Origin of the sequence: Corynebacterium silvaticum, assembly GCF_002162115.2 — a bacterium.
GTDB classification, from domain to species: Bacteria; Actinomycetota; Actinomycetes; order Mycobacteriales; family Mycobacteriaceae; genus Corynebacterium; species Corynebacterium silvaticum.
The window spans coordinates 960,694-987,293 of the sequence record NZ_CP021417.2; the positions used below are offsets into that span (position 1 = coordinate 960,694).

At 56.7% G+C, this 26,600-nt stretch carries 26 protein-coding genes and 2 pseudogenes; 15 read left to right on the forward strand and 13 right to left on the reverse strand.

The window, feature by feature from the left end; genetic code table 11:
• Positions 1–59 precede the first annotated feature (59 nt).
• The 4 genes and pseudogenes from CBE74_RS17020 to CBE74_RS17035 form a co-directional block, all read right to left on the reverse strand.
• Positions 60–796, reverse strand: a pseudogene (locus tag CBE74_RS17020) (S1 family peptidase).
• The gene (gene arsC, locus CBE74_RS17025; RefSeq protein ID WP_087453737.1) at positions 797–1,141 is read right to left on the reverse strand and encodes an arsenate reductase (glutaredoxin); all 345 of its coding nucleotides are present in this window, start codon (positions 1,139–1,141) and stop codon (positions 797–799) included. It abuts the pseudogene before it with no gap.
• Entirely contained in the window at positions 1,138–1,671 is a 534-nt protein-coding gene (locus CBE74_RS17030) for a ribonuclease FAU-1 family protein (RefSeq protein WP_087453738.1), read from the reverse strand. The genes arsC and CBE74_RS17030 overlap by 4 nt, the downstream gene beginning before the upstream one ends.
• Positions 1,671–2,381 carry an Rv1157c family protein gene (locus tag CBE74_RS17035; RefSeq protein ID WP_087453739.1) on the reverse strand — a complete coding sequence of 237 codons (711 nt, stop codon included), beginning with the start codon at positions 2,379–2,381 and terminating at the stop codon, positions 1,671–1,673. The genes CBE74_RS17030 and CBE74_RS17035 overlap by 1 nt, the downstream gene beginning before the upstream one ends.
• 371 nt (positions 2,382–2,752) lie before the next feature.
• Here CBE74_RS17035 and typA point away from each other — a divergent pair, with 371 nt between their 5' ends.
• The 7 genes from typA (at position 2,753) to CBE74_RS17070 (ending at position 9,881) form a co-directional block, all read left to right on the forward strand.
• Positions 2,753–4,663, forward strand: coding sequence for a translational GTPase TypA (gene typA / locus CBE74_RS17040; RefSeq protein WP_087453740.1), 1,911 nt, complete (start codon positions 2,753–2,755; stop codon positions 4,661–4,663).
• 10 nt (positions 4,664–4,673) lie between these two features.
• The gene (locus CBE74_RS17045; protein WP_171483244.1) at positions 4,674–6,230 is read left to right on the forward strand and encodes an ABC transporter family substrate-binding protein; all 1,557 of its coding nucleotides are present in this window, start codon (positions 4,674–4,676) and stop codon (positions 6,228–6,230) included.
• Complete coding sequence (gene mshB, locus CBE74_RS17050; RefSeq protein ID WP_087453741.1) at positions 6,230–7,114, forward strand: N-acetyl-1-D-myo-inositol-2-amino-2-deoxy-alpha-D-glucopyranoside deacetylase; 885 nt, start codon at positions 6,230–6,232, stop codon at positions 7,112–7,114. Before CBE74_RS17045 ends, mshB begins: the two co-directional genes overlap by 1 nt.
• A gap of 4 nt (positions 7,115–7,118) precedes the next feature.
• Entirely contained in the window at positions 7,119–7,520 is a 402-nt protein-coding gene (locus CBE74_RS17055; RefSeq protein ID WP_087453742.1) for a hypothetical protein, read from the forward strand.
• Between the two features lie 48 nt (positions 7,521–7,568).
• Positions 7,569–7,886, forward strand: a complete 318-nt coding sequence (fdxA, locus tag CBE74_RS17060) for a ferredoxin (RefSeq protein ID WP_013241627.1) — start codon at positions 7,569–7,571, stop codon at positions 7,884–7,886.
• 22 nt (positions 7,887–7,908) lie between these two features.
• Positions 7,909–9,003 carry a succinyldiaminopimelate transaminase gene (dapC, locus tag CBE74_RS17065; RefSeq protein WP_087453743.1) on the forward strand — a complete coding sequence of 365 codons (1,095 nt, stop codon included), beginning with the start codon at positions 7,909–7,911 and terminating at the stop codon, positions 9,001–9,003.
• A 320-nt stretch (positions 9,004–9,323) separates the two neighbouring features.
• Entirely contained in the window at positions 9,324–9,881 is a 558-nt protein-coding gene (locus CBE74_RS17070) for a GtrA family protein (protein ID WP_087453744.1), read from the forward strand.
• A gap of 18 nt (positions 9,882–9,899) precedes the next feature.
• Here the strand turns inward: CBE74_RS17070 and CBE74_RS17075 are convergent, their stop codons facing one another.
• From CBE74_RS17075 to CBE74_RS17095, 5 genes are all read right to left on the reverse strand, one after another.
• Positions 9,900–11,084, reverse strand: coding sequence for an HNH endonuclease signature motif containing protein (locus CBE74_RS17075; RefSeq protein WP_171483243.1), 1,185 nt, complete (start codon positions 11,082–11,084; stop codon positions 9,900–9,902).
• Between the two features lie 77 nt (positions 11,085–11,161).
• Complete coding sequence (locus CBE74_RS17080) at positions 11,162–12,571, reverse strand: amino acid permease (protein ID WP_087453745.1); 1,410 nt, start codon at positions 12,569–12,571, stop codon at positions 11,162–11,164.
• Between the two features lie 93 nt (positions 12,572–12,664).
• Positions 12,665–13,639: a 2,3,4,5-tetrahydropyridine-2,6-dicarboxylate N-succinyltransferase gene (gene dapD, locus CBE74_RS17085; protein ID WP_087453746.1), complete on the reverse strand. Its 975-nt coding sequence runs from the start codon at positions 13,637–13,639 to the stop codon at positions 12,665–12,667.
• A 10-nt stretch (positions 13,640–13,649) separates the two neighbouring features.
• The gene (locus CBE74_RS17090) at positions 13,650–15,014 is read right to left on the reverse strand and encodes an amino acid permease (protein WP_087453747.1); all 1,365 of its coding nucleotides are present in this window, start codon (positions 15,012–15,014) and stop codon (positions 13,650–13,652) included.
• An 84-nt stretch (positions 15,015–15,098) separates the two neighbouring features.
• The gene (locus tag CBE74_RS17095) at positions 15,099–16,013 is read right to left on the reverse strand and encodes a DapH/DapD/GlmU-related protein (protein ID WP_087454861.1); all 915 of its coding nucleotides are present in this window, start codon (positions 16,011–16,013) and stop codon (positions 15,099–15,101) included.
• Between the two features lie 82 nt (positions 16,014–16,095).
• On the opposite strand from CBE74_RS17095, the gene dapE reads away from it, so the two are divergent.
• From dapE to CBE74_RS17130, 7 genes and pseudogenes are all read left to right on the forward strand, one after another.
• Entirely contained in the window at positions 16,096–17,169 is a 1,074-nt protein-coding gene (dapE, locus tag CBE74_RS17100; protein ID WP_087453748.1) for a succinyl-diaminopimelate desuccinylase, read from the forward strand.
• 8 nt (positions 17,170–17,177) lie between these two features.
• A complete protein-coding gene (locus tag CBE74_RS17105; protein WP_087453749.1) occupies positions 17,178–17,969 on the forward strand; it encodes an LOG family protein in 792 nt (263 codons plus the stop codon).
• Positions 17,970–18,004: 35 nt separating this feature from the next.
• On the forward strand, positions 18,005–18,817 hold the full coding sequence (gene folP, locus CBE74_RS17110; protein ID WP_087453750.1) for a dihydropteroate synthase: 813 nt from the start codon (positions 18,005–18,007) through the stop codon (positions 18,815–18,817).
• Complete coding sequence (locus CBE74_RS17115) at positions 18,814–19,548, forward strand: glucosyl-3-phosphoglycerate synthase (RefSeq protein ID WP_087453751.1); 735 nt, start codon at positions 18,814–18,816, stop codon at positions 19,546–19,548. Before folP ends, CBE74_RS17115 begins: the two co-directional genes overlap by 4 nt.
• Positions 19,549–19,576: 28 nt before the next feature.
• Complete coding sequence (locus CBE74_RS17120) at positions 19,577–19,864, forward strand: DivIVA domain-containing protein (RefSeq protein WP_087453752.1); 288 nt, start codon at positions 19,577–19,579, stop codon at positions 19,862–19,864.
• Between the two features lie 78 nt (positions 19,865–19,942).
• Entirely contained in the window at positions 19,943–20,110 is a 168-nt protein-coding gene (locus tag CBE74_RS17125; RefSeq protein ID WP_087453753.1) for a DUF3117 domain-containing protein, read from the forward strand.
• Positions 20,111–20,139: 29 nt separating this feature from the next.
• Positions 20,140–21,013 (forward strand): annotated as a pseudogene (locus tag CBE74_RS17130) (methyltransferase domain-containing protein).
• Positions 21,014–21,089: 76 nt separating this feature from the next.
• Here the strand turns inward: CBE74_RS17130 and CBE74_RS17135 are convergent.
• Genes CBE74_RS17135 through glgA form a run of 3 tightly spaced genes read right to left on the reverse strand, consistent with a single transcriptional unit; the run spans position 21,090 to position 24,513 of the window.
• Positions 21,090–22,541, reverse strand: a complete 1,452-nt coding sequence (locus tag CBE74_RS17135; protein WP_087453754.1) for a glycoside hydrolase family 32 protein — start codon at positions 22,539–22,541, stop codon at positions 21,090–21,092.
• Positions 22,542–22,552: 11 nt separating this feature from the next.
• Positions 22,553–23,293 (reverse strand): acetolactate decarboxylase, encoded by a 741-nt coding sequence (budA, locus tag CBE74_RS17140; protein ID WP_087453755.1) that lies wholly within the window; start codon positions 23,291–23,293, stop codon positions 22,553–22,555.
• Between the two features lie 47 nt (positions 23,294–23,340).
• Positions 23,341–24,513, reverse strand: a complete 1,173-nt coding sequence (gene glgA / locus CBE74_RS17145; RefSeq protein WP_171483241.1) for a glycogen synthase — start codon at positions 24,511–24,513, stop codon at positions 23,341–23,343.
• Positions 24,514–24,606: 93 nt separating this feature from the next.
• On the opposite strand from glgA, the gene glgC reads away from it, so the two are divergent.
• Positions 24,607–25,833, forward strand: a complete 1,227-nt coding sequence (gene glgC, locus CBE74_RS17150) for a glucose-1-phosphate adenylyltransferase (protein ID WP_087453757.1) — start codon at positions 24,607–24,609, stop codon at positions 25,831–25,833.
• A 46-nt stretch (positions 25,834–25,879) separates the two neighbouring features.
• Here the strand turns inward: glgC and CBE74_RS17155 are convergent, their stop codons facing one another.
• The gene (locus CBE74_RS17155) at positions 25,880–26,512 is read right to left on the reverse strand and encodes an O-methyltransferase (protein ID WP_087453758.1); all 633 of its coding nucleotides are present in this window, start codon (positions 26,510–26,512) and stop codon (positions 25,880–25,882) included.
• Positions 26,513–26,600: the final 88 nt, after the last annotated feature.

The window sequence follows — 26,600 nt, forward strand, 5'->3', positions numbered from 1 at the left end:
TGAGGGCCTCGTTATATGTGTATTAAGCGTGAGTGAAGAATCCAATCCGCATGGGATTGTTAGTGGCTGCCGAAGGGGAGCGGGAAACTCGGCAGCGGGATGACGGTGGGGAAGGCAGTGGCGTCGATAAGCGGGCTAGGAGCATCCGAAGCGTGTGGTATAGGCGCCCCGCTTACGGCTGAAATCCACTCGGCGTGCTCTGCGACAGGCGTGTACCAGCCGACCGTTCCGGTATGGCTGGTCATGCTGAGAACTCCGACCACAGCGTTGCCCTCCATCAGTGGGCCGCCGGAATCGCCTTGGCGGAGAATTCCTTGGCTGATCCATTGCTCAATTAAGACGGCCTGACGGTCGGGGCCAGGAACGTTGGTGACACGGCGCTGTGTTGTAGCTTCTGCCCACTGCGCGTGGCCGTGGCCGATCCCGCCCCGGCCTGCGGCGATAGTTTTTTCACCAAAAGACAGGTTGTTGCTGGAAAGCGTCATCGGGGCTGTGCCGGAGGGTCGATCGAGTTTGATCAACGCAATATCTGCGGCGGGATGGGGAATTTGTTTGACAGCTCGGAAGACCTGGCCGCCGACGCCGATAGTTGATGGGCCTGCGCCAAGGCAGTGGCGAGCGCTCAGTACCCATTCGGGAGAGATGAGAGCTCCTGTGCATTGCTGCTCTCCTAGTCCCACGTAGGCGAGACTAGGTTGGTTGCGGTGCCTCCGACGACTGCGTGGCTAGGAGCAACTATTCCTAGCGAGAGAGCGACGGCGGTGGTGACAGCGGATAATCGGCGAAAAAGCCGCATTTAGAGAATCTCCTCTATTACTTCCGTGGGACGTGCAAGGCGTACGCCTTTATCCGTTGATACGATCGGCCGTTGAATAAGCCGGGGGTGTTTTACCATCGTAGCAATGAGATCGTCGTCGGAAGTTTCTGGCGAGAGGCCCAGGTCTTGGTAGAGCTGTTCGTTTGTTCGTATCGCCTCGTGGGGGCTCAGCCCTGCTTTGTGTAGGAGGTTGCGGAGAGTGTCCTCGCTAGGAGGGGAAGAGAGATAATTAATGACCTGCACATCGTCGTGCCCCCGATCCTGCACGAACTCCAGTGCAGCGCGCGACTTAGAACATTGGGAGTTGTGGTAGATGGTGATCATGGTGCAGGTTCCAGCTCGACGGCGTCGGCCCATTCTAAGTCGTAGCCTAGGGATGCAAGCCAGCTCATGGGGTCGTCGTTGTAGCGGGTTATTCCTTCGACGGCGAGAAGGGTCGCGTCAATCGCGCGCTCGGCTTCTTCAGCGGTGATGATGCCGGCAGAGGTTGCTGCTGCGAGTTCGTCGATGTCTACAACTTTGACGGGTTCGCCTGTCACGGAGATGAGGTCGACATACAAGTCGCGGGTGACCCACATGTTGTCTTCGCGGGAAATGTCGGCGACATCAAAGTAGAAATCTTGACGTTCGTCAACGCCTTCGCGGAAATGGAAGATGTTGGCGCGCAATCCCAAGTTGGGGAGGAGCCAGGACTCTAGGTATCCAAATTTGGGATGGTCGGCGCCCCGTGCCATGTATAGACCGAAATCAGTGGAGTGAAAGTCATCTACGCGTCGCTGAAAACCTTTGGGGTCGATATTGGTCATCGACAATGGGTCGAAGGTTTCCTTTTTCACTGGATGCAGTTCAACCATTATTTCACCTCGAAGAGTACAGCCGTGGGTAGGAAGGTGCAGGGGCTTGCTTCGGTGGCAATAGTCCCCTCGATGAGTGCAATGACGCGCCCCTTCCCCGTATCAGCGGTTCCAGATACGGTGCTAGGCCCATCCGGGTTGATCCCGTGGCCGGCAAGGCGAGTGCTTCCGCCTTGCAGCGTGGAAAGGTTAAACCAGTGGACGTTCATTGCTTGATGCTCGTTGGGACCGAGCTTCCCAGTTCCTAGCGCGGTAAACACAAAGGCAGTTTCGCCTTCTTTCGCTCCCGGTGCTGGAATCTCTGCGGGTCCGGGGACCGCGATTGCTGATCCGGTAGCAGTGAGCTGGCCGCTGATGCAGCGCCCTGCGATGCTTGGCCAGAGGAACTGGTTGAACTGGGGGCCGTTGTCGGGGACCTTGATGTCACCCTGTCCGGTTCCCTCGATGAAGGCCACGGCTGCGAGTAGCTGGTCGCGGATCGGCTCAGGCAGGGTGTTGGCAAAGTCTTTCGCTTTGCTTAGTGTCTCGGCGTTGGGGCGTCCGAATTGGTCCAGGGGAAGCCAGGAGGAAAGGTTGATCGTCGAGGAGGACGACAAAAGGGGCGCTGCCGGCAGCGGTTGCGCAGGCATAGCAGTCGCACCACCAACGGAGGTGAGGGTGCCAGTAGCCGCGAGAAGCGTTGCGGTGATGGCGTGGGTAATTCGGCGCACGTACAGCCTTCCTAGCTATTGGATTTGTTATTGCCTTATAGAGAGATGCGTTGAGCGGGTGAAGGGCGTCGATAAGCACAATAGCAAGTCACAATAATCACAAGAGTTTACTCGAATAACAGTAGTCACTGCTTTAAAGGTGTCAAGGGTTACTAACTAATATTCTCAATGTGGGGGAACTAGAAAATTCCTCTCTTGATACACGTCGCTCATCGTGATCTTTTTGTTACATGTTGCTGTATTCACGTTTCTAACGTGCACAGTTATGGGTAAGTGGAGTAATGTAACAGCGCTGTACTATGCGCCCGCACTCTTCGCACGATTGTGCGGCACGATTTCACCAGGCGCATCCAATTTTTCAGGAGACACTTTTGACCCGTCCAGAGTTTCGCAATGTAGCCATCGTTGCGCACGTTGACCACGGAAAGACCACCCTTGTAGACGCCATGCTGTGTCAGTCAGGCGCCTTCGATGAACACGCAGAGCTCGTCGACCGCGTGATGGACTCTGGAGACCTAGAAAAGGAAAGGGGCATCACCATTTTGGCCAAGAACACGGCCATTCGTCGTAAAGGTGCCGGCAAAGATGGTAACGATCTTGTCATTAACGTGATCGATACGCCTGGCCACGCTGACTTCGGCGGCGAGGTTGAGCGCGCCTTGAGCATGGTGGACGGCGTCGTTTTGCTTGTCGACGCCTCCGAAGGCCCGCTGCCACAGACCCGATTCGTTCTGGGCAAGGCCCTCGCAGCCAAAATGCCAGTGATCATCTTGGTCAACAAGACTGACCGTCCCGACGCGCGTATCGACGAGGTCGTCGAGGAGTCCCAGGACCTCCTCCTAGAGCTGGCCTCAGCCTTGGATGATCCGGAGGCTGCAGAAGCCGCCGAGCAGCTGCTCGACCTGCCGGTTCTCTACGCTTCTGGCCGCGAAGGCAAGGCATCTGTGGAAAATCCCGGCAACGGCAACGTACCTGAGGCTGAAGACCTGCAAGCGCTTTTCGACGTCATCTACGACGTTATGCCAGAGCCCACCGTCAACGTCGACGGAGCTTTGCAGGCACACGTGACCAACTTGGACTCTTCCTCCTTCCTAGGCCGCATCGGCTTGATCCGCGTGCACTCCGGAACATTGAAGAAGGGACAGCAGGTTGCCTGGATCCACTACGATGAGGACGGTAACCAGCACGTCAAGAGTGCTAAAATCGCCGAGCTGCTGCGCACCGTTGGTGTGACCCGCGTGCCCGCAGACGAGGTTGTGGCGGGAGACATTGCCGCTATCTCCGGCATTGATTCTGTGATGATCGGCGATACCCTCGCTGACCCGGAAAACCCTGTCGCTCTTCCTCGCATCACCGTTGATGAGCCTGCAATCTCCATGACCATTGGCGTGAACACGTCGCCAATGGCCGGCCGTGGCGGCGGCGACAAGCTGACTGCACGTGTGGTGAAAGCACGCTTGGATCAGGAACTGATCGGTAACGTGTCTCTCCGCGTCCTTCCTACTGAGCGTCCAGACGCGTGGGAAGTTCAGGGCCGTGGTGAAATGTCGCTGTCGATTCTCGTGGAAACGATGCGTCGTGAAGGCTTTGAGCTGACCGTCGGCAAGCCTCAGGTGGTTACGCAGACCATCGACGGCAAGCTATACGAGCCTTATGAGCACATGGTTATCGATATTCCATCGGAGTACCAGGGCAACGTCACCCAGCTGATGGCTGCTCGTAAAGGTCAGATGCTGTCCATGGACAACATCTCTGATGACTGGGTACGCATGGAATACAAGGTTCCCGCGCGAGGCCTGATCAGCTTCCGTACCATCTTCCTCACCGAGACCCGTGGTACCGGTATCGCCAACTCCTACTCAGAAGGCACCGACGTGTGGGCGGGCGAAATCAAGGGCCGCGCATCCGGATCCCTCGTGGCAGACCGTTCCGGTCAGATCACCGCTTATGCTCTCACCCAGCTTTCCGACCGTGGCAACTTCTTTGTCGAGCCGGGCATGGAAGCTTATGAGGGTATGGTCGTTGGTGCCAACAACCGTGATGAAGACATGGATGTGAACATCACCAAGGAAAAGAAGCTGACCAACATGCGTTCAGCTACTGCCGACGCAACCGTCACCCTGGCCAAGGCACATGTGCTGTCCTTGGACGAGGCTATGGAGTTCTGTGGGCAGGACGAGTGCGTGGAGGTAACCCCAGACGTCCTACGCGTACGCAAGGTTGTTCTCAATGCCACCGAGCGTGGCCGTGCCCGTGCACGTGAGAAAGCACGCAACAAGTAAGATAGCTCGCATGATGAACAAGCACCGCGTTTTCCTAGCAACAGTCTCGGCCGCGGTGCTTGTGTCATGTTCGGCAAACCCCGGTCCCGCACCTGTGGAAAAGGAACCGGAAGCTACGCCCGCTAGTAGTGCGGCCAGTAGCACTTCGGCTGCGCCGAAGTCGGAAAAGAAAACCAAAAAGTCGGTGTCGATAGGCATAGACCCGATTACCGGGGGATTGAATCCGCACGTGTTATCGGATGACTCTGTGTTTGTTCGTGCGCTGGCCTCCCTCGTCCTTCCTAGCGCCTTCGTGGGAGGGGAGATCAATGCCGATCTTCTTACCTCCGCGCAGGAGATAGAGCCAGCCGCTGGCACGGGTGCCGTTCAGACAGTGCGGTATACCATTCGATCGGAAGCTCAGTGGAGCGATGGAACCCCCATCACGGTGTCTGACTTCCAGTATCTCTGGGATGCGAAGTCGACAAACCCGGGTGTCCTGGATGCGTCGAAGTATCGAGCAATAGCCGGCATTCGTTCCTCTAATGGTGGCCGCACAGTGGACGTGGATTTTGCTGCGAAGGTAGCCGATTGGCACACCCTCTTTTCCTCCCTCCTACCCAGCCACCTATTGCGCGATAGCGACGCCAGCTTCACTTCGGTCATGGCCCACAGTATTCCGGCTTCGGGGTGGAAGTACTCACTGGTGAGCGTCGATAAGCAGCGGGGAATTCTTACGCTTAATCGCAACGATCGATTCTGGGGCAAAAACCCTGCGAAGAATGAGACAATCACCTTCTCCGAGGTTCGCGACGTAACCCAGGGTGCGGAGATGCTGCGGACGGGGCAAATCCATTACCTTGACATCACTCCTACGGAGGTCGCCCGCGAGGCGTTCGAGCTCATGCCAAACACCCAGGTACGCACGCAGGAAAGCCCGCTGACGCTCCAACTGATCGCTAACCTTAACCTGAGCGAGGCCCAACGGGCCGAGTTGCAGTCGCTGGTGGACCGCCGATTGATTGCCAAGCTGGCTATGGGGCGTTCTAGTGATTTGGTGGTGGCGTCGGAAAGCTATGAGCCCCATGCGGAGCTGCTTACGTCGCTAGGAAGGGATGTGAGGATCGGCGTAGATCCCGCAGACCCACACGCAGAAAACGCCGCCCGTGCGCTTGTCGACCTTCTTGCTCGCCATGGGGTGGGGGCGAAGCTCGTGACCACGGACACCACCTCTCTCCTAGGCACGAAGCTTATCGACGGCAGCGTGGATGCCATCGTAACGTGGAATTCTGCGAACAATCTTGATCGCTACCAATGCTCACGACCCAAGCCGGCCACCAATTTCACTAACTGGTGCAACAAACAGACCGATGCCGAAATTAGCGAAGTGCTCGCTGGAACCCGCACGTCAGAGGACTTCAATGGCATCGCCGCCAACATCGAAACAAGTCAACATTTTACTACCGAGATCACCAAAGACCTGCGCCTACAAGTGCGCGGTAGCGGTATCGTAGGACCGGACCAACAGCTAGATCAATGGCCAGAAGACCTTGCAGCCCTGGCCACGTGGACACCCAAAGAGGACTAATGCGCGACCTTATCGGCAAAAAAGTAATAGCCGTCCATGCCCACCCCGACGATGAAGCCATCTGGACCGGCGGACTCATCGCAGAACTCTCACTCCGTGGCGCTGACGTCACCGTGGTGACGTGCACGCTAGGAGAGCAGGGGGAGGTCATCGGCGAACCTTATCAAGGGCTCGTCGCGGACGCGGCCGATCAGCTGGGGGGATTCCGGATTGGGGAGCTGTCGCGCTCCCTCTCTCTCCTAGGTGCGAGAGGGGAGCACCTTGGCGGGGCGGGATATTGGCGCGACTCGGGAATGATCGGCGATAAAGCAAATGAACATCCTCGCGCATTCATCTCCTCCGGTGAGGAAGCGGTGGAGCAACTCGCCGAGATTCTGGCGCAGATTAATCCCGACCTCGTGATCACCTACGGCCCCGACGGAGGATACGGGCACCCAGACCACATCCAAGCGCACACAATTACTCACGAAGCCGTTCGACGCGTGCCCGTCGCCCGCATCATCTGGGCCGTCACTGATAAGATAGACCTTGACACAGGGCTCGATGCCATCAGCGCCGTTCCCGAAGCTTGGCGACGCCCGCGCCAAAATGAAATAGCGTGCGTCGAGAACGTCGACATCCGTCTCCTACTGAGCGACGAGGCCTTCGCTAGGAAAAAGGAAGCGATGAAAGCCCATGCAACCCAACTCTGGATTGCAGACGGATCCACAACTGCGACCAATCCCCACGCCGCCATCGCTGGCATTAGCGATCCGAATGCGGCGCCGGCTGTTTTTGCGTTGAGCAACTTGATCGCCCAACCTCTCCTACGCACGGAGTGCTACCAGATGGGCCAAGGCCCCCTTCCTAGCGGCGTCGACATTGTCGCAGAACTAGTGAGATAAAAGAGTGGCTGAACACATAACAAGCGATGACAACCGTTCCTACGTATACCAAGAATTCAGTAGGGGAGAAGCCGCATGGGGGCTCTTCTGGCTCTCCCTAGGAGGGGTTATCTCCGTCCTCCTAGAAATCGTCTATCTCAACACCTGGGTCGGACCAGTGCCTGTGCCTTATACCGTCGCAATCGCGTTCTTATTCAACATGGTTCTGACAAAAACAGCGATGTTGTGGACTAAAAATTCAGCCATTGCGCTTATCCCAATGTATGCGTGGGCGTTGGGATTCTTTGGGCTCATGGTAGCGGGAGGCGTGACGGGCGACCAGTTGCTTGGGGCAAGCCTCCGCCCCCTCCTACTCATGATCGCAGGTTTTGTAGGAGGCGGTTGGCCTCTGCTGCGCGGAAAGTGACATAATGAATCGAATCATCCGAATACGTGAAGTGGAGATCTATAAGCAATGACGTACACAATCGCACAGCCCTGCGTTGATGTCATGGATCGAGCATGCGTTGAGGAATGCCCAGTCGATTGCATCTACGAGGGAAAGCGTTCCCTGTACATCCACCCCGATGAGTGCGTCGACTGCGGAGCCTGCGAACCTGCGTGCCCGGTCGAAGCAATTTTTTATGAAGACGACGTTCCAGACGAGTGGCTGGATTACAACGATGCCAACGCCGCATTTTTCGACGACCTCGGCTCCCCGGGCGGCGCGGCCAAACTCGGCCCGCAGGACTTCGACGCCAAACTCGTAGCCGACCTCCCTCCACAGGCGTAAAAACATCTTCAAAGGACGGACCATGAGCCGCAGCCCGCTAGGAACAAAGCTTCCCGATTTCCCCTGGAACTCCCTCGCAGAAGCAAAAGCCAAGGCACAGTCGCACCCAGACGGAATAATTAACCTCTCCGTGGGGTCGCCTGTCGACGAAGTATCCCCAGGCATTTGCCTCGCACTAGCGGAAGCCGCTGCAGCTCCTGGCTACCCTCAGACCATCGGGACGCCCGAACTTCGCGACGCCATAATCGCATCCCTGGCCAGGCGCTACAACATCCCCTGCGTAGGAGGGGTGCTGCCGGTTGTCGGGACAAAAGAAGCTATTGCGCTCCTACCTTCTCTCCTAGGGATCAACTCCACCGTAGTAATCCCTGAGGTGGCATACCCAACTTATGAGGTCTCCGCTCTTATCGCAGGTGCCACCCCCAAGCGCAGCGACGCCCCCCACACCCTTCCTAGTCCCGAAGACATCGACCTCGTTTATCTCAACTCCCCATCGAACCCCACAGGCAAAGTTCTCAGCATCGAGACACTGCGCGAGATCGTGGCGTGGGCGCGCGAAAACAATGTCATCATTGCTTCCGATGAGTGCTATTTGGGGCTGACCTGGGAAGGCGAAGCGGTGTCTATCCTAGATCCGCGCGTCAACGATGAGGACCAAACAAGTCTCCTAGCGATCCATTCGCTCTCAAAGACTTCCAACCTCGCCTCCTACCGAGCAGGTTTCTTAGCCGGCGATGCGGAGCTGATCGCCGAGCTCACCGAAGTGCGCAAGCATGCAGGCCTTATGATTCCTGGACCAATCCAAGCTGCAATGACTGCCGCGCTCAACGATGACGACCAGGAGACTTTCCAGAAGCTACGCTACGCACGTCGCCGCGCAACTCTCCTACGCGCGCTTGTCGACGCGGGCTTTACCGTCGAAGACTCAGAGGCTGGTCTTTATTTGTGGGCGACACGAGGAGAAAACTGCCGTTCCACAGTGGAATGGTTTGCTGACCGAGGCATCCTCGTTGCACCCGGAGATTTCTATGGTCCTAGCGCGGAAAAACATGTTCGCATTGCTCTTACATCCACTGATGAGCGAGTGACAGCTTTTGCAGCACGCTTGCAAAACTAAAGATCAACGGAGTTACTTTCACTGCGGACTTGATTTAGCAGATCGGACTTATGCGGAAAATTCTACCGACTGTTTCTACACACGGTAGGTCCTATAAATAAGAGCGTTAAATTTTATGGATATGCCTCAAATTGGGGTTTCGATATCGTGCGGAAAGGTTTCTTATCTGTCACTAGGAGAGTGGAAGTTGTCGTTATCTGCCGCTGCTAGAGCGTTACGTGACAAGATTAGAGTTTATGAATCCTGTGTCGGGAGTTTTGAGAAGTTTCGATTACCGCTACAATCAACAAGGTTAATTGCCCACTAGGAGGAGAGACTCGGTGTCCGAGAATTCTAAAATACGGATGACTAGGAGCCTGCGACAGTTCATCCAATTCGGAATCGTTGGTGGATCCGGCACCGTAGTGAACCTAGCGGTTACAGTCCTAGCCAAGAAAATTGCTTGGTGGGTAGGAGAGGTGTCTGAGCATGACGCCTTTTACAATCTTTTAGGCTCTTCTTTCCATGTTCGTTGGTACCACGTTTTTATGACGATTGCTTTTGTTGTCGCCAATACGTGGAATTATCAGTTGAATAGGATGTGGACGTTTAAAGCCGCCCATATGACGTCGTGGTGGCGAGGTTTCTTCCCCTTCCTACTCACGGGAGTAGGAGCGTTTTTCGTGAGCCAGGTGGTGGCAACGTTGCTGATGAACCCGACGTCGCCGATTACGTTGTCGCCGGTGATTTTCGATGATTCTTCGGGATTGCGCACAAAGTTCTATTGGGCCAGCGCTATTTCGATTGTGGTGGCAATGCCGGTGAACTTTATTATCAATAAGGTGTGGACGTTTAGGAAGCCAAAGACGGTGGTCGTTCAGGTGGCCGAGCCGGTATAAGGCCAGGCGCGGGGAGGGCTAGACGGCTACCCCGAAATGCTGGCAGGCCCAGTATCGGCCAGATTTTCTGGCAAGGGGGAGGATGCTGGCACGTGGTTGTGCAGTGGGGGATGGGGGTTGTAAACCGGCGCGGCCGGTATGTGGCATGCGGATGTAGTGGCCGTTGCTGGGTAGGAGGGGGTTGTCGTCGTTAAGCTTGTTGTGCGTTGAGCAGCAAGCGACGAGGTTTTTGAGGTTTGTTTCGCCGCCGAATTGCCATGCTTGGAGGTGGTGAATTTCGCAGTTGTTGGCGAGCCTGTGGCAGTGGGGGTCGGCGCAGGTGAGTTGATCGGCGGTGAGGATGAGGCGCTGCTTTTTGTTGGCGTATCGTTTGGTGCGGAAAAGGTCGACAGGCTCAGGGACACCGTCCTGATTAAGGGCGTAGATGATCGCGTAGCCGAGATCCGCTAGGAGGTGTTCTGCAAGGTCTTTGGCGGGGATGAGCGCGCCGTCCGTGGTGGCTAGGGCTAGCATGCCGTCGCCAATATGCGTGAGACCATCAGCGGGTAGGAGGATGAGGCCTTCACGACGCGGAATGTCCGCAGCATCATGACGCAATATGCTCTGCTTCAGCGCCAGCGCCAAGGCGTGCGAATAAGTGAGTGTGGGGTTGTGGCGTCGTAAGTGCCGTGCCAGTGAGTTGAGCTTTTCGCTGATGGCGCTGGCATCGTCGTCGTGAAGCGAAGCGTGCACATGGCGCATCCCATCCGCATCGGTGTTGCGCGATATGCGAGCAGCCGGCGTTTGCTGTGGCTTCCCGCATTCACTATTGAGCGCGACGACTTGCGCCGCTGCCTCCGCTTTCGCTTCGAGCACGGTCTTGCCCCGAGCCCACTGATACAACCGCTTGCGGAGGGCCTCCCTGCTTATCGACGCCTCCCTGGACAGCTTGCTCAACGTAGCATTAGTAACTCGCAGAATCTCTATGCCCAAGTGATTGGCCTCAGCTATAGCAATAGCTTCCTGACGCTGCCGCGACTCCCTCTTCGCTCCAAACAGATCGCGGCCCAACTTCAGCACCGACCCTAGCCACTGAGGATGGAAACCAAACTGCGCTGCGATATCCTCCCTGGAGGTCGTCGCGCTCAACTCAAATAGAAACCTAAACCTGGCAATCTGAATGCCGCTGGTGGAATAGACGGAGAAAGCCCCTTCGATGTTCATAGCGATGAGGCTAAGACATGGAAGGGGCCTCCCTCTTTCTCCTAGGGACTGAGCGCCACAAACCTGTGGAATATGGCTTAATTCGTCCCGATACCTGTGGAATTCTCGCCAGGTAGTTGCGCTTTTTCAAAAGGTCGTCTAACAACAACCAAGCTCACTAGGAAAAGGATTGCGACCATCGTTAGCGCAGACAACAACTCAATTCGCGCATGTGCGTCACTGAGCATAAGTGCTGCGAGGCCGGCGAGGACGATGAGAGTGAAGCTCGTCAGCCACGGGTAGGCCCACATCCTCACTCCTAGGGACGGAACCAAAGCCTCAAGCCTACGACGCAGCTTCAGCTGGGAAACCGCAACAAACGTCCAGACCGTGAGCAACGACGCGCCCGCGGCATTGAGTAGGAAAGAGAGCAACCAACCGGTATCGAGGTAGTTAAGCACCACCATGACAACACTGAGAATCACCGATAGGAAGATCGCGGTCGTCGGCACGCCTCGTTTGTTCACCCGAGCAAACACTCGAGGCGCTTGTCGACGCTCCGCCAACGACATCATCATCCTAGAGCTGGCATAAATCTGAGCGTTAAATGCGGACAACAAAGCCAAAACAATGACAACTTCCATTGTACCTACGACACCGGGTATGCCGGCGATCGCTAAAACTTGGGAAAATGGACTCTCAGCGGCACTCTGCGCCTTTCCTAGCGATGAATACGGTAGGAGGAGGACGATCACGGCGACGGATCCAAGATAGAAAATACTGATGCGAGTAATCGTGGTTCGTACGGCGTTGACCAAAGATCGTTGCGGGTCCTCAGATTCAGCGGAAGCAATGGCTACGACCTCGATGCCACCAAAGCCGAAAGCAACCGCTAGGAGAGCCGCAGCGATACCACTGAGTCCATTGGGCATAAACCCTTCGTTTTCGATCTGATTGAGTCCCACGAAGTCATGGCCGGGCAGGAGACCCGTGACTAGGAGGAAGCCGACGACCAAAAAAAGAACCAAGACCGCAACTTTGATGAACGCGAACCAGAACTCGAATTCGCCGAAAGCTCGCACGCGTAGGAGATTGATGGTGCCAAAAACTACAACAAAGAAAAGTGCAGGAACCCAAGGCGACACTCCTAGCCACGATGCAACAAATCCCGCGGCCCCGGTTATTTCAGCGCCTAGGACAGCGACGGTGGCGAGCCAATAAACCCATCCCTGGATAAAACCTGCCCAGTGTCCAATCCCGGCGTCTGCATATTCAGAAAAAGAACCGGAAGCTGGTACTACGGATCCCATCTCGCCGAGCATGCGCATAATCATGACTGCGATAAATCCTGCGATGATATAAGCAACAATGACAGCGGGGCCCGCGGCTTTAATGCCAACGCCTGTCCCTAGGAAGAGGCCGGCGCCGATTGTTGATCCCAATCCCATCATTGTGAGATGTCGGACTTTCAGTCCACTTCCTAGTCGCGTGGTGTTTTCGCTTGTCATGACAGGGGGTCTTTCCGAGGCAAGAGGGGAGAAGAACAGCGACGCCGCCGTTCTTTTCCCCTTCTGGATATTCGTTAGGTGTATGAGTGAGGGCTAGTTCGAGTGCAAGTCGGTGTTGAGCTCAACCGCTTCAGTTTTCCACGCAGTCGCTTCAATCGCACCGCTGATGGAGTTGCGGCGGAACAAAACGTTGTTGGCTCCTGCGAGTAGGAGGGCTTTGGTGCTGTCGCCGTCGTTAAGCTTCAATGCCTCAGCGACGGCACCACGGATGATGACTTTGGAGCCTGCGGTGACGTAAAGGCCTGCTTCGATGACGCAGTCGTTGCCGAGCGGAATGCCGCAGCCAGAGTTAGCGCCTAGGAGGCAGCGTTCGCCGAGCGAAATAACGTGCTTCCCTCCGCCGGAGAGCGTTCCCATGATGGACGCGCCGCCACCGACATCCGAGCCGTCTCCTACTACGACGCCGGCAGAGATTCGGCCTTCCACCATCGACGCCCCCAGGGTTCCGGCATTGAAGTTAACGAATCCTTCATGCATGACTGTGGTGCCTTCGGCAAGGTGTGCGCCGAGGCGGACCCGGTCGGCATCGCCGATGCGAACGCCGCTAGGAAGGACGTAGTCGACCATGCGGGGGAACTTATCCACAAGATGGACAGTAACTGGGCCGCGTGCCTGGAGCTTTGCGCGGGTCATCTCGAAGTCACTGATCTGGCAGGGGCCGTAGTTAGTCCACACAACATTGGTCAGGAGGCCAAAAATCCCATCGAGGTTTTGGCCGTGAGGCTTGACCAATCGGTGCGAAAGCAAATGCAGGCGCAGATATGCGTCGTAGGCGTCGCTAGGAGGGGAGGAGAGGTCCGAGATTCCGGTGCGGATTGCTTCACGACGCACACCTCGATCCGCATCCTCACCAACGAGACTGCGGAACTCAGCAGGAATATCGTCGCCCTGGAGTGTGACGGTTTCGGTATCGGTGGGGGTGTCGAGACGCGGAGCCGGGAACCACGCGTCTAGAACGGTTCCATCTTCGGTGATGGTTGCAAGTCCAATAGCTAGTGCAGAAGTCATGTGTGGGAGTCTACTTACTCTTCTTCCTAGTGAGGAATGACAAGATAATCAGGGCCGTAAAGACAACGGCTACGGAGGTGATTTGGCTGCGAGATGAATCGTCGGAAAGCATAAGCGCGGTGAGCCCAATAAAACCGACAACGGTAAACCAGCCGAGCCATGGATAGCACCACATGCGGACCGTGGTGATCTCCCCCTTTTCCACGAGCTCAGGGTGCAGCTTGATGTAGGACAGTGAAATCATGACCCAGATGACGATGAGACACCCTCCTACTGCGTTGAGTAGGAAGCTGAGGAGGCCCGCGGGGTTCCAATACTGAAACCCAACGGAAGCGAACGCAAAAAACATACTCAGGAGTACCGCTGCGATCGGAACGCCTTCACGGTTCGTTGACGCAAACATCCTAGGGGCGTTTCCTCGTTGCGCCATGGAATGTACAAAACGAGAGGTTGCGTAGATCTGCGCGTTGAAAGCGGAGAGCAAAGCAACAACGATGATGGCTTCCATGAAACCAACCACACCTGGGATATTGGCCATTCCTAGGATGATGGTGAAAGGAGACTGCGCCGCAGTCTTTGCCCCGCCGATTTGGTTGTACGGGAGTAGGAAGCTGATGACGAGCACTGAGCCCAGATAGAACGTCGAAATTCGCCAAATTACTGAGCGCACTGCCGTGGCAATGGCGGTCTTGGGGTCTTCTGATTCCGCTGCGGCGATCGTGACGATTTCAGTGCCACCAAATGCGAAGGCGACGGCTAGGAGACCAGTGGCAACTCCTGTGATTCCGTTGGGCATGAATCCGTCGCCGAGGAAGTGTTGCGTTCCTACGTAGTCGTGTCCCGGTAGAAGACCGAAGATGAGCAAAACGCCAACAATGAGGAAGACAATGATGACCGCAACTTTGATAAACGCGAACCAAAACTCGAACTCGCCGAAGCCGCCGACTTTGGCAAAGTTAATCACTGCAAAAAATACAACGCACACCAGTGCTGGTATCCATGGGTCGATTCCAAACCATTGACCCATGATCGCTGCCGCGCCGGTCATTTCTGCGCCGAGGACCATGGTGAGCATGAACCAATACAGCCAACCTAGGCTGAAACCTGCCCAGTGGCCGAAGGCCTGTTCTGCGTAGACGGAAAAGGAACCGGAGGCAGGGCGAGCCGCCGCCAGCTCTCCTAGCATCTGCATCACAAAGACGACGAAGATACCGGAGATGATATAGGCGATAAGAACAGCAGGGCCGGCAGCCGCAATTCCTACTCCCGTCCCTAGGAAGAGGCCGGCGCCGATTGCCGATCCTAGTCCCATCATCGTGAGGTGCCGGGTCTTAAGTCCGCTTCCGAGCCCGGTCTCGGAGGTTGCTTCAGTCATGAGAAGACCTTAACCCCACATGCGCTCGGAATATAATCAATCACTAGTTAATTTTATGTCCCTACCCTCGTGCAGGTGCGCTGACTAGGAGAAGGAGTGGACTACAGGCTCCGGATGCCCGAACTCCATGCGGACACAAAAGTTGGATTTTCCACGCAGTGATTCGGCTGTGCAGCGCTGTTGCGATGAGGCGTCGTAGATTTGTGTTGCCGGGTCAAGCACGATGTTGTTGCAGATGGTTACGTTGTCGCCAAGGTCGATTCCAATGACAGCAGCGCCAAGTCCAAGTTTGCAGTTGTTTCCTACTCGCAGGCGTTTGGTGTTTTTGTCGGGGACTAAGGAAGCAGAGATTCCTAGGTCGAGGTCATTGCCCACGACAGTCCCAGCGTAGAGGCGGCCTTCGACGCGTCCTTGTCCAAGGGTTCCGGTGTTGTAGGAGACGTAGCCTTCGCGTAGGACTTTGGTTCCCGGGGCAAGATGCGCTCCTAGTCGCACGCGCTCGGCTTCGGTGATTTCTACGCCGCTAGGAACGACGTAGTCCACCATGCGGGGAAGCTTATCGATCCCGTAGACATGAATGAGCCCACGTGAGCGCAAGGATGTGCGGACGTTTTCAAAGTCATCGGGTAAACACGGGCCTTTGTTAGTCCAAGCGACGATCGCTAGGAGATCGGTGGCGTTGTCCATGTTGATGTCATGAGGTCGCACGATGCGGTGGGAGAGCAGGTGGAGCCGGAGGTAGACGTCGTGAGCGTCGATAGGAGGGGAGGAAAGATCCGCGATGGTGGTGTGGACGGCGACTTGTTCGACGTGGCGGTCTTCGTCGATACGCACGAGATTGAGGAGCTTGGGCGATATGTGGTGCGCTCCTAGGCGGGTGGTGCCTGTGGGATGCATGGGGGAGCTGGTGAGCCTGGGAGCAGGGTACCAAGTGTCGAGGACTGTTCCGTCCATTGCGATATTTGCTATCCCTGTGGCATCGGCGCCGTGGTGAATCATGGTGAAAAGATTAGTAGCCACGTCAACGTTTCACTAACTTCATTGAGCCTCCTTGCCAAGGCGGGCTGTATTCTGTGTAGTCATGTTGGACTTGACTGCTAACCCCATTGAACTCACCCGTGCGCTCGTGGATATTGAAAGCCCTTCCCACCACGAGGAGCACATTGCGGACCTGATCGAACAGGTCTTGAAGTCCATTCCTCACGTCGAGGTGCTTCGCCACGGGAACACCGTGGTCGCTCGCACGCATCGGGGACTAGGAAGCAGAGTTATCCTCGCCGGGCACATCGACACCGTCCCCACAGCGGATAACGTTCCCTCCACCCTCATTGACGACGTCCTTTTTGGCTGCGGAACCGTCGACATGAAATCCGGCATGGCCGTATACCTGCACGCTTTTGCCACACTCGCCAACGCTGAAGACTTAACGCAGGACCTGACGATCGTCTGCTACGAAGGCGAGGAAGTCTCCAGCGAATTCAACGGATTAGGCCATCTGCAGCAAGCTCACCCCGAATGGCTCCACGGCGACATCGCGTTACTAGGAGAGCCGTCAGGTGCCGTCATCGAAGCCGGCTGCCAAGGCTCTATCCGCCTCCGGATCACAGCGCGCGGCGTGCGGGCGCATTCGGCACGTTCGTGGCTAGGAACGAACGCCATGCATCTCCTAGCGCCTGTTATTTCCCGAATCGCTGACTACGAAGCGCAGGAAAAGCTTGTCGACGCCTGCCTCTACCACGAAGGCCTCAACATCGTGCACTGCGAATCCGGCGTGGCCACCAACACCATCCCCGACGAAGCCTGGATGTTTGTGAACTTCCGCTTTGCCCCGGATCGCAGCCTCGATGAGGCGATGGCGCACATGCTGGAAACTCTCTCCCTTCCTAGCGGCGTCAGTTATGAGGTGGATGATGCGGTGCCCGGGGCGCGCCCTGGGTTGGATCGTCCGGCCGCTGCCTCTCTCCTACGCGCAACGGGTGGAAAATTCCGTGCTAAATATGGTTGGACTGACGTGTCGCGTTTTTCCGAAATGAGAATCCCTGCAGTTAACTTTGGCCCTGGCGACCCTTCCTACTGCCATAAGAAGGACGAGCAGTGCCCGGTCCACATGATCACAGATGTCTCCAACACCTTGTTGGCTTACCTTCGCGCCTAGGAGAGAGAATGAACGCAGAAAAGCTACCCTCAGCAGAAAAACGACGCCTATTGCGCGGTCCCGTTTTGATCCGTGAATCCAAAGACGAGCAAGCCGGGACCTACGATCAACGTCTCCTAGAGTTCCCCGCCGACAATGGCTGGCTTCACGACGACCCATGGCGCGTCCTACGCATCCAAAGCGAGTTCGTCACTGGCTTCGATGCGCTTTCCCAGCTGCCTCCCGCCGTGACGGTGTTCGGCTCTGCACGAATCGGCGCCGATCACCCCTACTACGACATGGGCGTGCGCCTAGGAAAAGAACTTGTCGACGCCAACTACGCCGTCATCACCGGCGGCGGCCCCGGACTTATGGAGGCTGCTAATAAAGGGGCCTGTGAAGCAGACGGCCTTTCCGTCGGCTTGGGCATCGAACTCCCGCATGAGCAAGGCATCAACAAATACGTCGACTTAGGGCTCCACTTCAGGTACTTCTTTGCGCGCAAGACGATGTTCCTCAAATACTCGCAAGCTTTTGTCTGCCTCCCCGGCGGTCTAGGGACACTCGACGAGCTATTCGAGGTTCTGTGCATGGTCCAAACCGGCAAAGTGACCAACTTTCCCATCGTGTTACTAGGAGAGGGATTCTGGGGCGGCATGGTCGAATGGCTCAAAGATCGCCTCGTCGCAGAGGGAATGATCGCGGAGAAAGACTTAGACCTCTTCCTAGTCACGGACTCGGTGGAAGAAGCTGTCGCTCATATTGTTGGCACGCACACAACGCTATTTGAGCCTGTGAAGGATAAAACTCAAGATGCCTAGGAGCCTTCCTAGGCACTGAAGGCTTAGCCACGGTCATGGCGATCGTGAATAGGACGCCCGATTCCTTTTACGACCACGGCGCAACTCATGCTTTCGATGCCGCAGTCGAGCGCGCGGGCGCGGTAATTGCAGCCGGCGCCGGGATCGTGGACATCGGTGGGGTCAAAGCTGGGCCAGGTGAATTCGTGTCAATCTCTGAAGAGATAGACCGTGTGGTTCCGGTGATCGCTGCGGTGCACGAGGCCTTCCCCGAGACGACCATTTCGGTGGACACGTGGCGCGCGGAGATCGCCGAATTAGCGGTCGACGCCGGGGCAGCGCTCATCAACGACACATGGGCAGGCCACGATCCAGAACTCGTGGAGGTCGCTGGTGACCGCCGGGTCGGCTATGTCTGCTCGCACACCGGCGGGGTCGTCCCTAGGACAAGGCCGTATCGCGTGCATTACGACGACGTTGTGTCCGCAGTCATCGACGAAACCACGCGGCAAGCGGAACACGCGGTGTCCCTAGGAGTGCCCGAGGACAAGATCTTCATTTACCCCACTCATGATTTCGGTAAAAACACTTTTCATGGGCTTGAACTCCTGCGCCGAATCGACGACATCGTGACGACCGGCTGGCCAGTCCTCATTGCGTTGTCCAATAAGGATTTTATTGGGGAAACGCTTGCTCGGAGCGTCGATAAGCGGGTGCCTGGCACCCTGGCTGCAACGGCATGGTCTGCGGAGCGGGGCGTGGCGGCGTTCCGTTCGCATCAAGTAGAAGAAACAATCGACGTGATTAGGATGACGGCGGCGATTCAAGGAACGACCCCTCCACTGAAAACAACCAGAGGTTTGGCGTGAAAATCTCTGTGGTGATCCCCGCGCTTAACGAGGAAGCGACGGTAGGAAATGTTGTGCGCGTGGCGGCTGCGGCACACCCGTGGGAGATCCTCGTCATCGATTCTGATTCCACCGACGCAACTGCGGCCGAAGCGCGCCGGGCGGGCGCTCGCGTCCTGAACTGGAAAGAACCCGTGGCGCTGCCACCGCGACGAGGAAAAGGGGAGGCCCTCTGGCGAGGAGTGGCCGCCGCCACCGGCGACATCATCGTATTCCTAGACGCTGATTTAACGGAGATCGCGCCAACGATTGTGACCGATCTGGCGGCACCTCTACGTGACCCGAACATCCACCTAGTCAAGGCCGCGTACCAGCGGGCCTTTGCTTCCTCTCCTAGTGGCGGTGGGCGCGTCACTGAACTGACGGCAAAGCCACTGCTGCGCGCCGTGTTCCCGGAACTCACAAGAATCACTCAGCCGCTAGGAGGGGAATATGCGATTCGCGCTGACAACGCTCGCAGCCTGCCTTTCGTTGACGGCTACGGGGTGGAGGTTGGATTGCTTATCGACGTCGCCCGCCTCCACGGCTCGGCTGCGATAGCAGAGGTGAACGTCGGCAGGCGTGCCCATCGCAATCGGCCGCTGGAGGAGCTTGCCCCGATGGCTGACGTCGTGGCGAGGACCATCCTAAGCCGCGCTGGTGTGGTGGAGCCGCGAGTAGGAGAGAGGCCTGCGCTAAAGTCCTTATCCTAGGGAGCAAGTAGAAAGGACTCGTGCTGCTATGGTGTCGTGGATTGTGCTCATAGTTTTATTAGTGATCTTCGTCGCTGTGCTGTCGTGGCTTCTGGGGATGTTGTTTGGGCGTGGGGAAGCCGCGGAGCCGCTGGGTGCGTCGATAGGCTTGACGAAGCAGAACGTGGAGGTTGTGCGTCGTGGTGACCTGGAATCGGTGCGATTTGATACGGTGCTGCGTGGGTATCGCCAGGACCAGGTGGATGCGGTGATCGGGGAACTTGAGCAGCAGGTGCGGGAGCTGCGGAGTCAAACACTTCCTAATGGAAGCGAGTAGACTGGTTGAGTGTGATGGTCGATAGTTTTTATCGACAAAGTTTTTCAATGCAATAGAGTGTAAGGAATCGGTGATTGCATGGCAGCCATGAAACCTCGTACAGGTAATGGGCCGATGGAAGTTGTTTTCGAGAGCCGCAAGATTGTGATGCGGATTCCTACCGACGGTGGTGGCCGTTTGGTCATCGAGCTTAACAAGGAAGAAGCCGCCGAGCTTGGTGCTTTACTGACCGAAGTATCTCAATAAAAATTATTTGATCAAGGAGCCCATGCAGCGTGCTTTCACATGTCATTGATGTTCTTGCCGATCCTACTGACGGAACACCACTGAGCTTGGTCGACGACTCCACGCGGCTAATGTCCGAATCCGGACACAGCTTTGATGTTGCACGTCAGGGCTATGTGACCCTCGCCGGAGGCGCTGGTCTGCGCTATTCCGGCGATGACACGTCGATGATCCGCGCCCGCGAAACCTTCCTATCCAGTGGGCACTTTGCACCATTCGTAGAAGCTGTGAGCGCTGCGGTTCATACCGTCCTCGACGAAGCCGGCGTTGCCGACGACGCCCACCCCACGATCTGCGAGATCGGCGCCGGAACGGGATACTGGATACTATCTAGCGCACACGCTTGACGACGTCGACAACTCCGTCGGGCTCGGCATCGACGTATCCGTTCCCGCCGCCAAACTTTTGGCAAAATGCCACCCGCGCGTAGGAGCTGTAGTCGCCGACGCTTGGTCCCGCCTTCCTATCCAAGACGCCTCTATCGATGCCATCACCGTCATCTTTGCGCCCAGGAACGCTTCCGAATTTGCTCGTGTGCTTAAACCAGGCGGCCAAGTCATCGTGCTCACCGCTGATACCGGACACCTCGGCGAGCTACGCGAGCCACTCGGCATCATCGATGTGGAACAAGGAAAAGTGCAAAGGATGATCGATCAGGCTGCCGGGCACCTTACACCAGTAGGAGAGCCGGAGCCTGTCCAATTCACTATGCGCTTAGACCAGGACTCGATAGCCACCCAAATCGGGATGAGCCCCTCGGCTCGACACATCCACCCGGATGTCCTGGCTGAGAGAATCGCAACGCTGCCGCCAGTGATGGAAGTAACGGCGAGGGCTATGATTACTCGTTTTACAAAGGTCTAACTCCCTTTCTTAAGGACGAAAAAGCCGGCTCCGGGAATGAAGAATTCCCGGAGCCGGCTTTTGTTGTGCCGTGAGACTAACGCACGGGTCCTTCCTCGTCTTCGTCTGTGAAAAGGACGCTCTTCATCGGGCGGATCTCGTCGGTGTGGGAGATACTTGCGCCTTCGCTAGCAACAACCGCGAATTCCTCGCAGTGTCCGTTGAAGTACACGCGGCTGGCCATGGCCACCTGCCCGCCGTCGGCGAAGACCTCGACGGTGGAGCCGTCCACGATGATCGTCATCGAGTCTGTATCGCTCTCAGTTAGCGGGGCGATAGCGATGTCATCGCCGAGATGCTGCGGATTCATGGATCTATCTAATTCGAGCAAATCGCCGCGGTGGGTGATCGTGGCTGCGACTTGGCCCGTGGAGTCGTGCAACTCGATGGTAATTTCTTCTCCTTCAGGAACATCCATGATGGACGTCCACATGGAGGCGTAGTCGGAGCTCTTAACGGCGCTAGGAAGGCCGGTTACGGGCGTGTGGTAAATCTTTCCACCCTGCAACGTCATCTTCCTAGGGAAGGACAAGCAGTTGGCCCATTTTTCTTCGATGAAGCTTAAGTGCTTGCTGGGGTCGTCGAGACGCCCGATTCCGTTCATGAGCCCGAACACATAAGCAGTGTCGTAGCGGTGCTCATCGAGGTCGCTGAGTGCCTCGGCGGTGTAGTTGGTGTTGCGCGGCCTAGTGAAGTCGTGCCCGTAGTCGAGTCGTTCGAAGGGGGCGTCGACGGTAAAAATACGGCCGCTGAGCGTTCCGACGAGGTATCCTGAGCGGTCGATGCCGCCGGTTTCTACGGTAACGATGAGGATGTCGTAAATGTTGTTGTCGACTTCGTCGCGAAGCCGGATAATGCGTGGAGCTACGAGTCTTTCGCCCTCAACTCCCGAGTCCCCAACGATTTTTAGCGGGCCACGCAAGGACCAATCGACGCCGTCGCGTGAATCAAGGACCGCAAGAGTAGGAGAGGCTACGTCGCCTGTCACGGCAAGCATGATCCAACCTTTATGCCCCTCCTCGCGATCGTCTTCGGTGGTCCAGTTGGGGACCACGCAGGGGGAGCGGAAGTTGTTGAGTCCTTCGCGGTCGTCGACCACCCTTCCTACGCGGCGCACATGCGGGTCGATCATGGAAGGATCGTCGCTGATGTCAGCGGCTGTGCTGTCGATTTCTGCGATTTCTGCCAAATGAACGGAGTCGCCGCTAGGAGAGACGGAGGTGAAATAGAGGTGGGCAGTGTTATCCGTAGACGTCACTGACCCGGCACGCACTCGGATTTCGTCGTTGTCGGGGGCTAGGACGTCGTCGCAGATATCCCAGTCAAAAGGAGTTTCGTCGGCCACGGTGTGAGCCCATCGGGCACCGGACTCCAATTTGGGGCGGAACTGGTGGAAGACATGCCACGTTTGGCCGTCGAAAAGGGCCCCCGCTGGGGCATCAAGGACGCCGGTTTCCGGAGTGACGTGTAGTTCGGGGCGGTGTGCCATGAATTATTCTCCTAGCTCTTTACTTCCGTGGCGTGGATTTGTTGGTCTAAGTCATCTGGTGCCAAAGACGCCGTGCTGAAATCTTGGGTGAGAGGGAGCCTGAGCTGTAGGTCAGTCCCGGGGCATACCTCTATGGTTCCGTGGGTCATGGTGAAGTCGAGGACGTGACCACCGGCAGTACGGGCGTCGTCGATATAGTGGACATGGCAAACAGGGACACCGATGCCTTTTTCATAAACAGGAGTCCTAAATCCCGCGATAGTTCCGGTTGTGTCGTGGAATACGAGTTCGGCGTCATCGCAGGTTGCTTCTGTCATGGGTCGGTACGGTCGTTCTTGCTTGGTGACAGTTCTTACCGACACATGGCTGAACGTTCCCGTGATGCGAACGGCGTACATGTAGTTCTCGCTAGGAAGGAGGGAAGAGATAAACCTGCTGAGCTCTTCCCGTTTCATCCCGTGTGGTGCATCCGCGCTGATTCGCGGCACAAAGTTGGTTGCTATGGCGAAAGAGCTGCGTTGGTCAAGAGTAGCTACGCGTGCCGAGCCATCTCCGCGTAGCTGGTAGCAGACCCCGTCTAGAATGACCATTTCTCCATCGAGTGCGTCGAAGGTGCCGATGCCAAAGTTCCCGTGGCCGAGAAGCTCGCTGATGGAGATTTCGCTGTCGTAGATGCCGTCGAGAAGCGCGGTCATCAACGAACTCTGAAAAATAGTGTGGCGCTCAGTTAACAGAGCCTTATGGTCACTCATGCTCGCCTAGAGTAGTCGTGCTTCCTAGATCTTGCAGCGGTGCGCGACTAGGAGAGGGAGCGGTAAACATCAATGGTCTGCTGCGCAATCGACGCCCACGAGAAATCATTGACTGCTCGAGTCCGCCCAATGCTTCCATATGCCTTGACCAGGTGGGGACGCGCGATGAGTTCGTTGACTGCGTGCGCTAGGTCGCGTTCGAATCCTTCGGTGTCGGTCTCGTCGTAGTGGACTAGGTTTCCGGTGTGTCCGTCTACAACAACCTCGGGTATGCCCCCGACGTCTGAGGCGATGACGGCTGTGCCACAGGCCATGGCTTCTAGGTTGACGATTCCTAAGGGCTCGTAGATCGAGGGGCACACGAAGATGTCCGCGGCGCTAAGGATTTCTTGGATCTTTTCTCTGGGCAGCATGTCCTGGACCCATATGATGCCGTCGCGTTCGCTTTGTAGCTTCTCGACGAGCCCACGGATCCTTGCGGCAATCTCCGGAGTATCGGGGGCTCCGGCGCAGAGGACCAGTTGGATCTCCGGGTCAAAATGACGCGCGGCTTTGATGAGATGTTCGACGCCTTTTTGCCGCGTGATCCTTCCTACAAAGGCCACGATCGGACGATGGGGAGCTACCCCAAGCTCCATCAGCACAGAGTCTTCTGCCTGGCTGAACGTGGGGCGGGGGCGCCACAGATCGGTGTCTATGCCGTTAAGTACAACTTTGATCTTGTCGGCGTCGATACGCGGGTACGCCGCGAGCACTGATTCTTTCATTTTCGCGGAAACCGCGATGATGGCGTCAGCATTTTCCATGGCGTTGCGCTCAGACCAGGAAGAGATGTCGTAGCCGCCTCCTAGCTGTTCGCGTTTCCACGGGCGGTCTGGTTCGAGCGAGTGTGCGGTGACCACATGCGGGATGCCGTTCAAAAGACCCGCGAGATGCCCTCCTAGTCCCGCGTACCACGTATGAGAGTGGACAACATCTACGTCGCGTAGTGCGCTGGCCATGCGAAGCCCAGTGGATAGCGTGGCAATAGCTGCGTTGGAATCAGCTAGAGCCTCGTCGACGCCGTGGACGTAAACATCAGGTTCCGTTCGGAGTGCCCCCATGCAGTGCACCTGGACGGGAACGATTTGCCGCATAAAGCGGGTCAGCTCGGCGACGTGAACGCCGGCGCCTCCGTAGATCTCTGGTGGGTATTCCTTAGATAACATCGCAACTCTCATACTCTTGAGAGTAACTATGTCGCCGACATTTTGTTGAGTGTTGTGTATCCCAGTGCTGAAGATTTCCTGCGGAACTCATCATTTACCGTTACATTGGGCAGTGTGAGGAGCCAACAGAACGTCTTAGCAATCGTGCTCGCCGGAGGAGAAGGTAAACGCCTCTATCCGCTTACCGAGGACCGGGCAAAGCCCGCAGTCCCATTCGGCGGCACCTACCGACTGATCGACTTTGTCCTGTCTAATCTGGTTAACGCGGGGTATTTGAAGATTTGTGTGCTCACGCAGTACAAATCGCACTCCCTTGACCGCCATATTTCCCAGTCATGGCAGTTCAGCGGTCCGACCAGCCAGTATATTGCGTCCGTCCCAGCCCAGCAGCGCCTAGGAAAGCGCTGGTACCAGGGTTCGGCGGACGCTATTTTGCAGTCGCTGAACTTGGTGTATGACGAGATGCCGGATTACGTGATCGTTTTTGGTGCAGATCACGTCTACCGGATGGACCCTGAGCAGATGGTGGCCGATCACATTGCGTCGGGTAAGTCTGCGACAGTGGCCGGCATTCGGATCCCGCGCAACGAGGCAAGCGCTTTCGGCTGCATACAAGCAGACGAAAATAACAACATCACGGAGTTCCTAGAAAAGCCTCAGGACCCGCCGGGGATCCCCGACGACCCAGAGATGACCTATGCCTCCATGGGCAACTATGTCTTTAGCACCAAAGCGCTTATCGACGCCCTCAAAGTGGACGAATCCAACGCCGACTCCGATCATGACATGGGTGGGGACATCATCCCGTACTTTGTGTCTTTGGGAGAAGCCAACGTCTACGACTTCAACAAAAACGTAGTCCCGGGGTCAACGGAACGCGACCGCGGCTATTGGCGCGACGTCGGCACGATCGATGCTTTCTACGAGGCCCACATGGACCTTATCTCCGTGCATCCTATTTTTAATCTCTATAACCAGCAGTGGCCTATTCGCTCCACCGACCTTGGCGATCTCCCGCCAGCGAAGTTCGTGCAGGGAGGAATAGCACAGTCGTCGATGGTGGCACAGGGATCGATCATTTCTGCAGCAACAGTGAGAAATTCGGTGCTCTCCACAGACGTTGTTATTGAGGAAGTCGCCACAGTCGAGGGCTCAGTCCTCATGCCTGGCGTAAGGATCGGAAAAGGCGCGGTGGTGCGCCACTGCATCCTGGACAAGAACGTTGTGGTCTGTGACGGCACGCTTATCGGCGTAGACCGTGACCGGGACTCGCAACGCTTCCAAATCAGCCCCGGTGGCGTGGTCGTTGTAGGTAAAAACCAAGTGGTCTAAAAGGACACACGGCTGGGTGTGCGACTATACAAAGTCGCGCACCCAGTTACTTTTTGGTGACCAGAGTGATTCCGGCTCCTAGTGGGAGGCGCGCAACGATCACGTTATCGAGGGAAGAAATGTACTCGTCTGCTTCCCTTGCTGCGACGGTGTCCCGATCCTTCCTAGTCGCGTCGGCAAGCGTGCCGTCGAGAAGCGAATCCGCGAGGACTAGTACGCCGCCAGTGGCTAGGAGGGGGAGGGCGGCGTCGGTGAAGGCCTTGAGGTCCACAGGAGAGACCTCGCCATACACAATGTTGTAAGAATCTGCGGCCAGTCGTCCCATGACGTCGAGCGGACGAGAGGGGAGGAAACGGATACGCGATGGTGAGTATCCGGCGTCGCGGAACGTTTGCTTAGCTCGTTTTTGATGCTCCGGCTCGGGGTCGATGCACGTTAAAATCCCGGAGTCGCTCAACCCAGCAAGAAGATGAAGCCCAACGACGCCTGCGGCAGGGGTGACCGCGATAGCCCCCTGTGCACGTGCGGTAGCGGCTAGCGTGGTGAGGAGGGCGCCCGTCATTGTGTCGGGGAGCGCAAGTCCGAACTCTTGCGCATCCTCACACGCAGCGGCGAGGACATCGCCCACGGTGGTGGTCGACTCAATGTAGTCGCGGAGGTAATCGTTAGAAGCATTCACAGTGGCTAAGTTTAGGTAAAACACGAGAGAAATAGTGCACAACGCGCAGGTTGTGACGTCTGTGGCGTATGGGAATTGTTACCAAAAG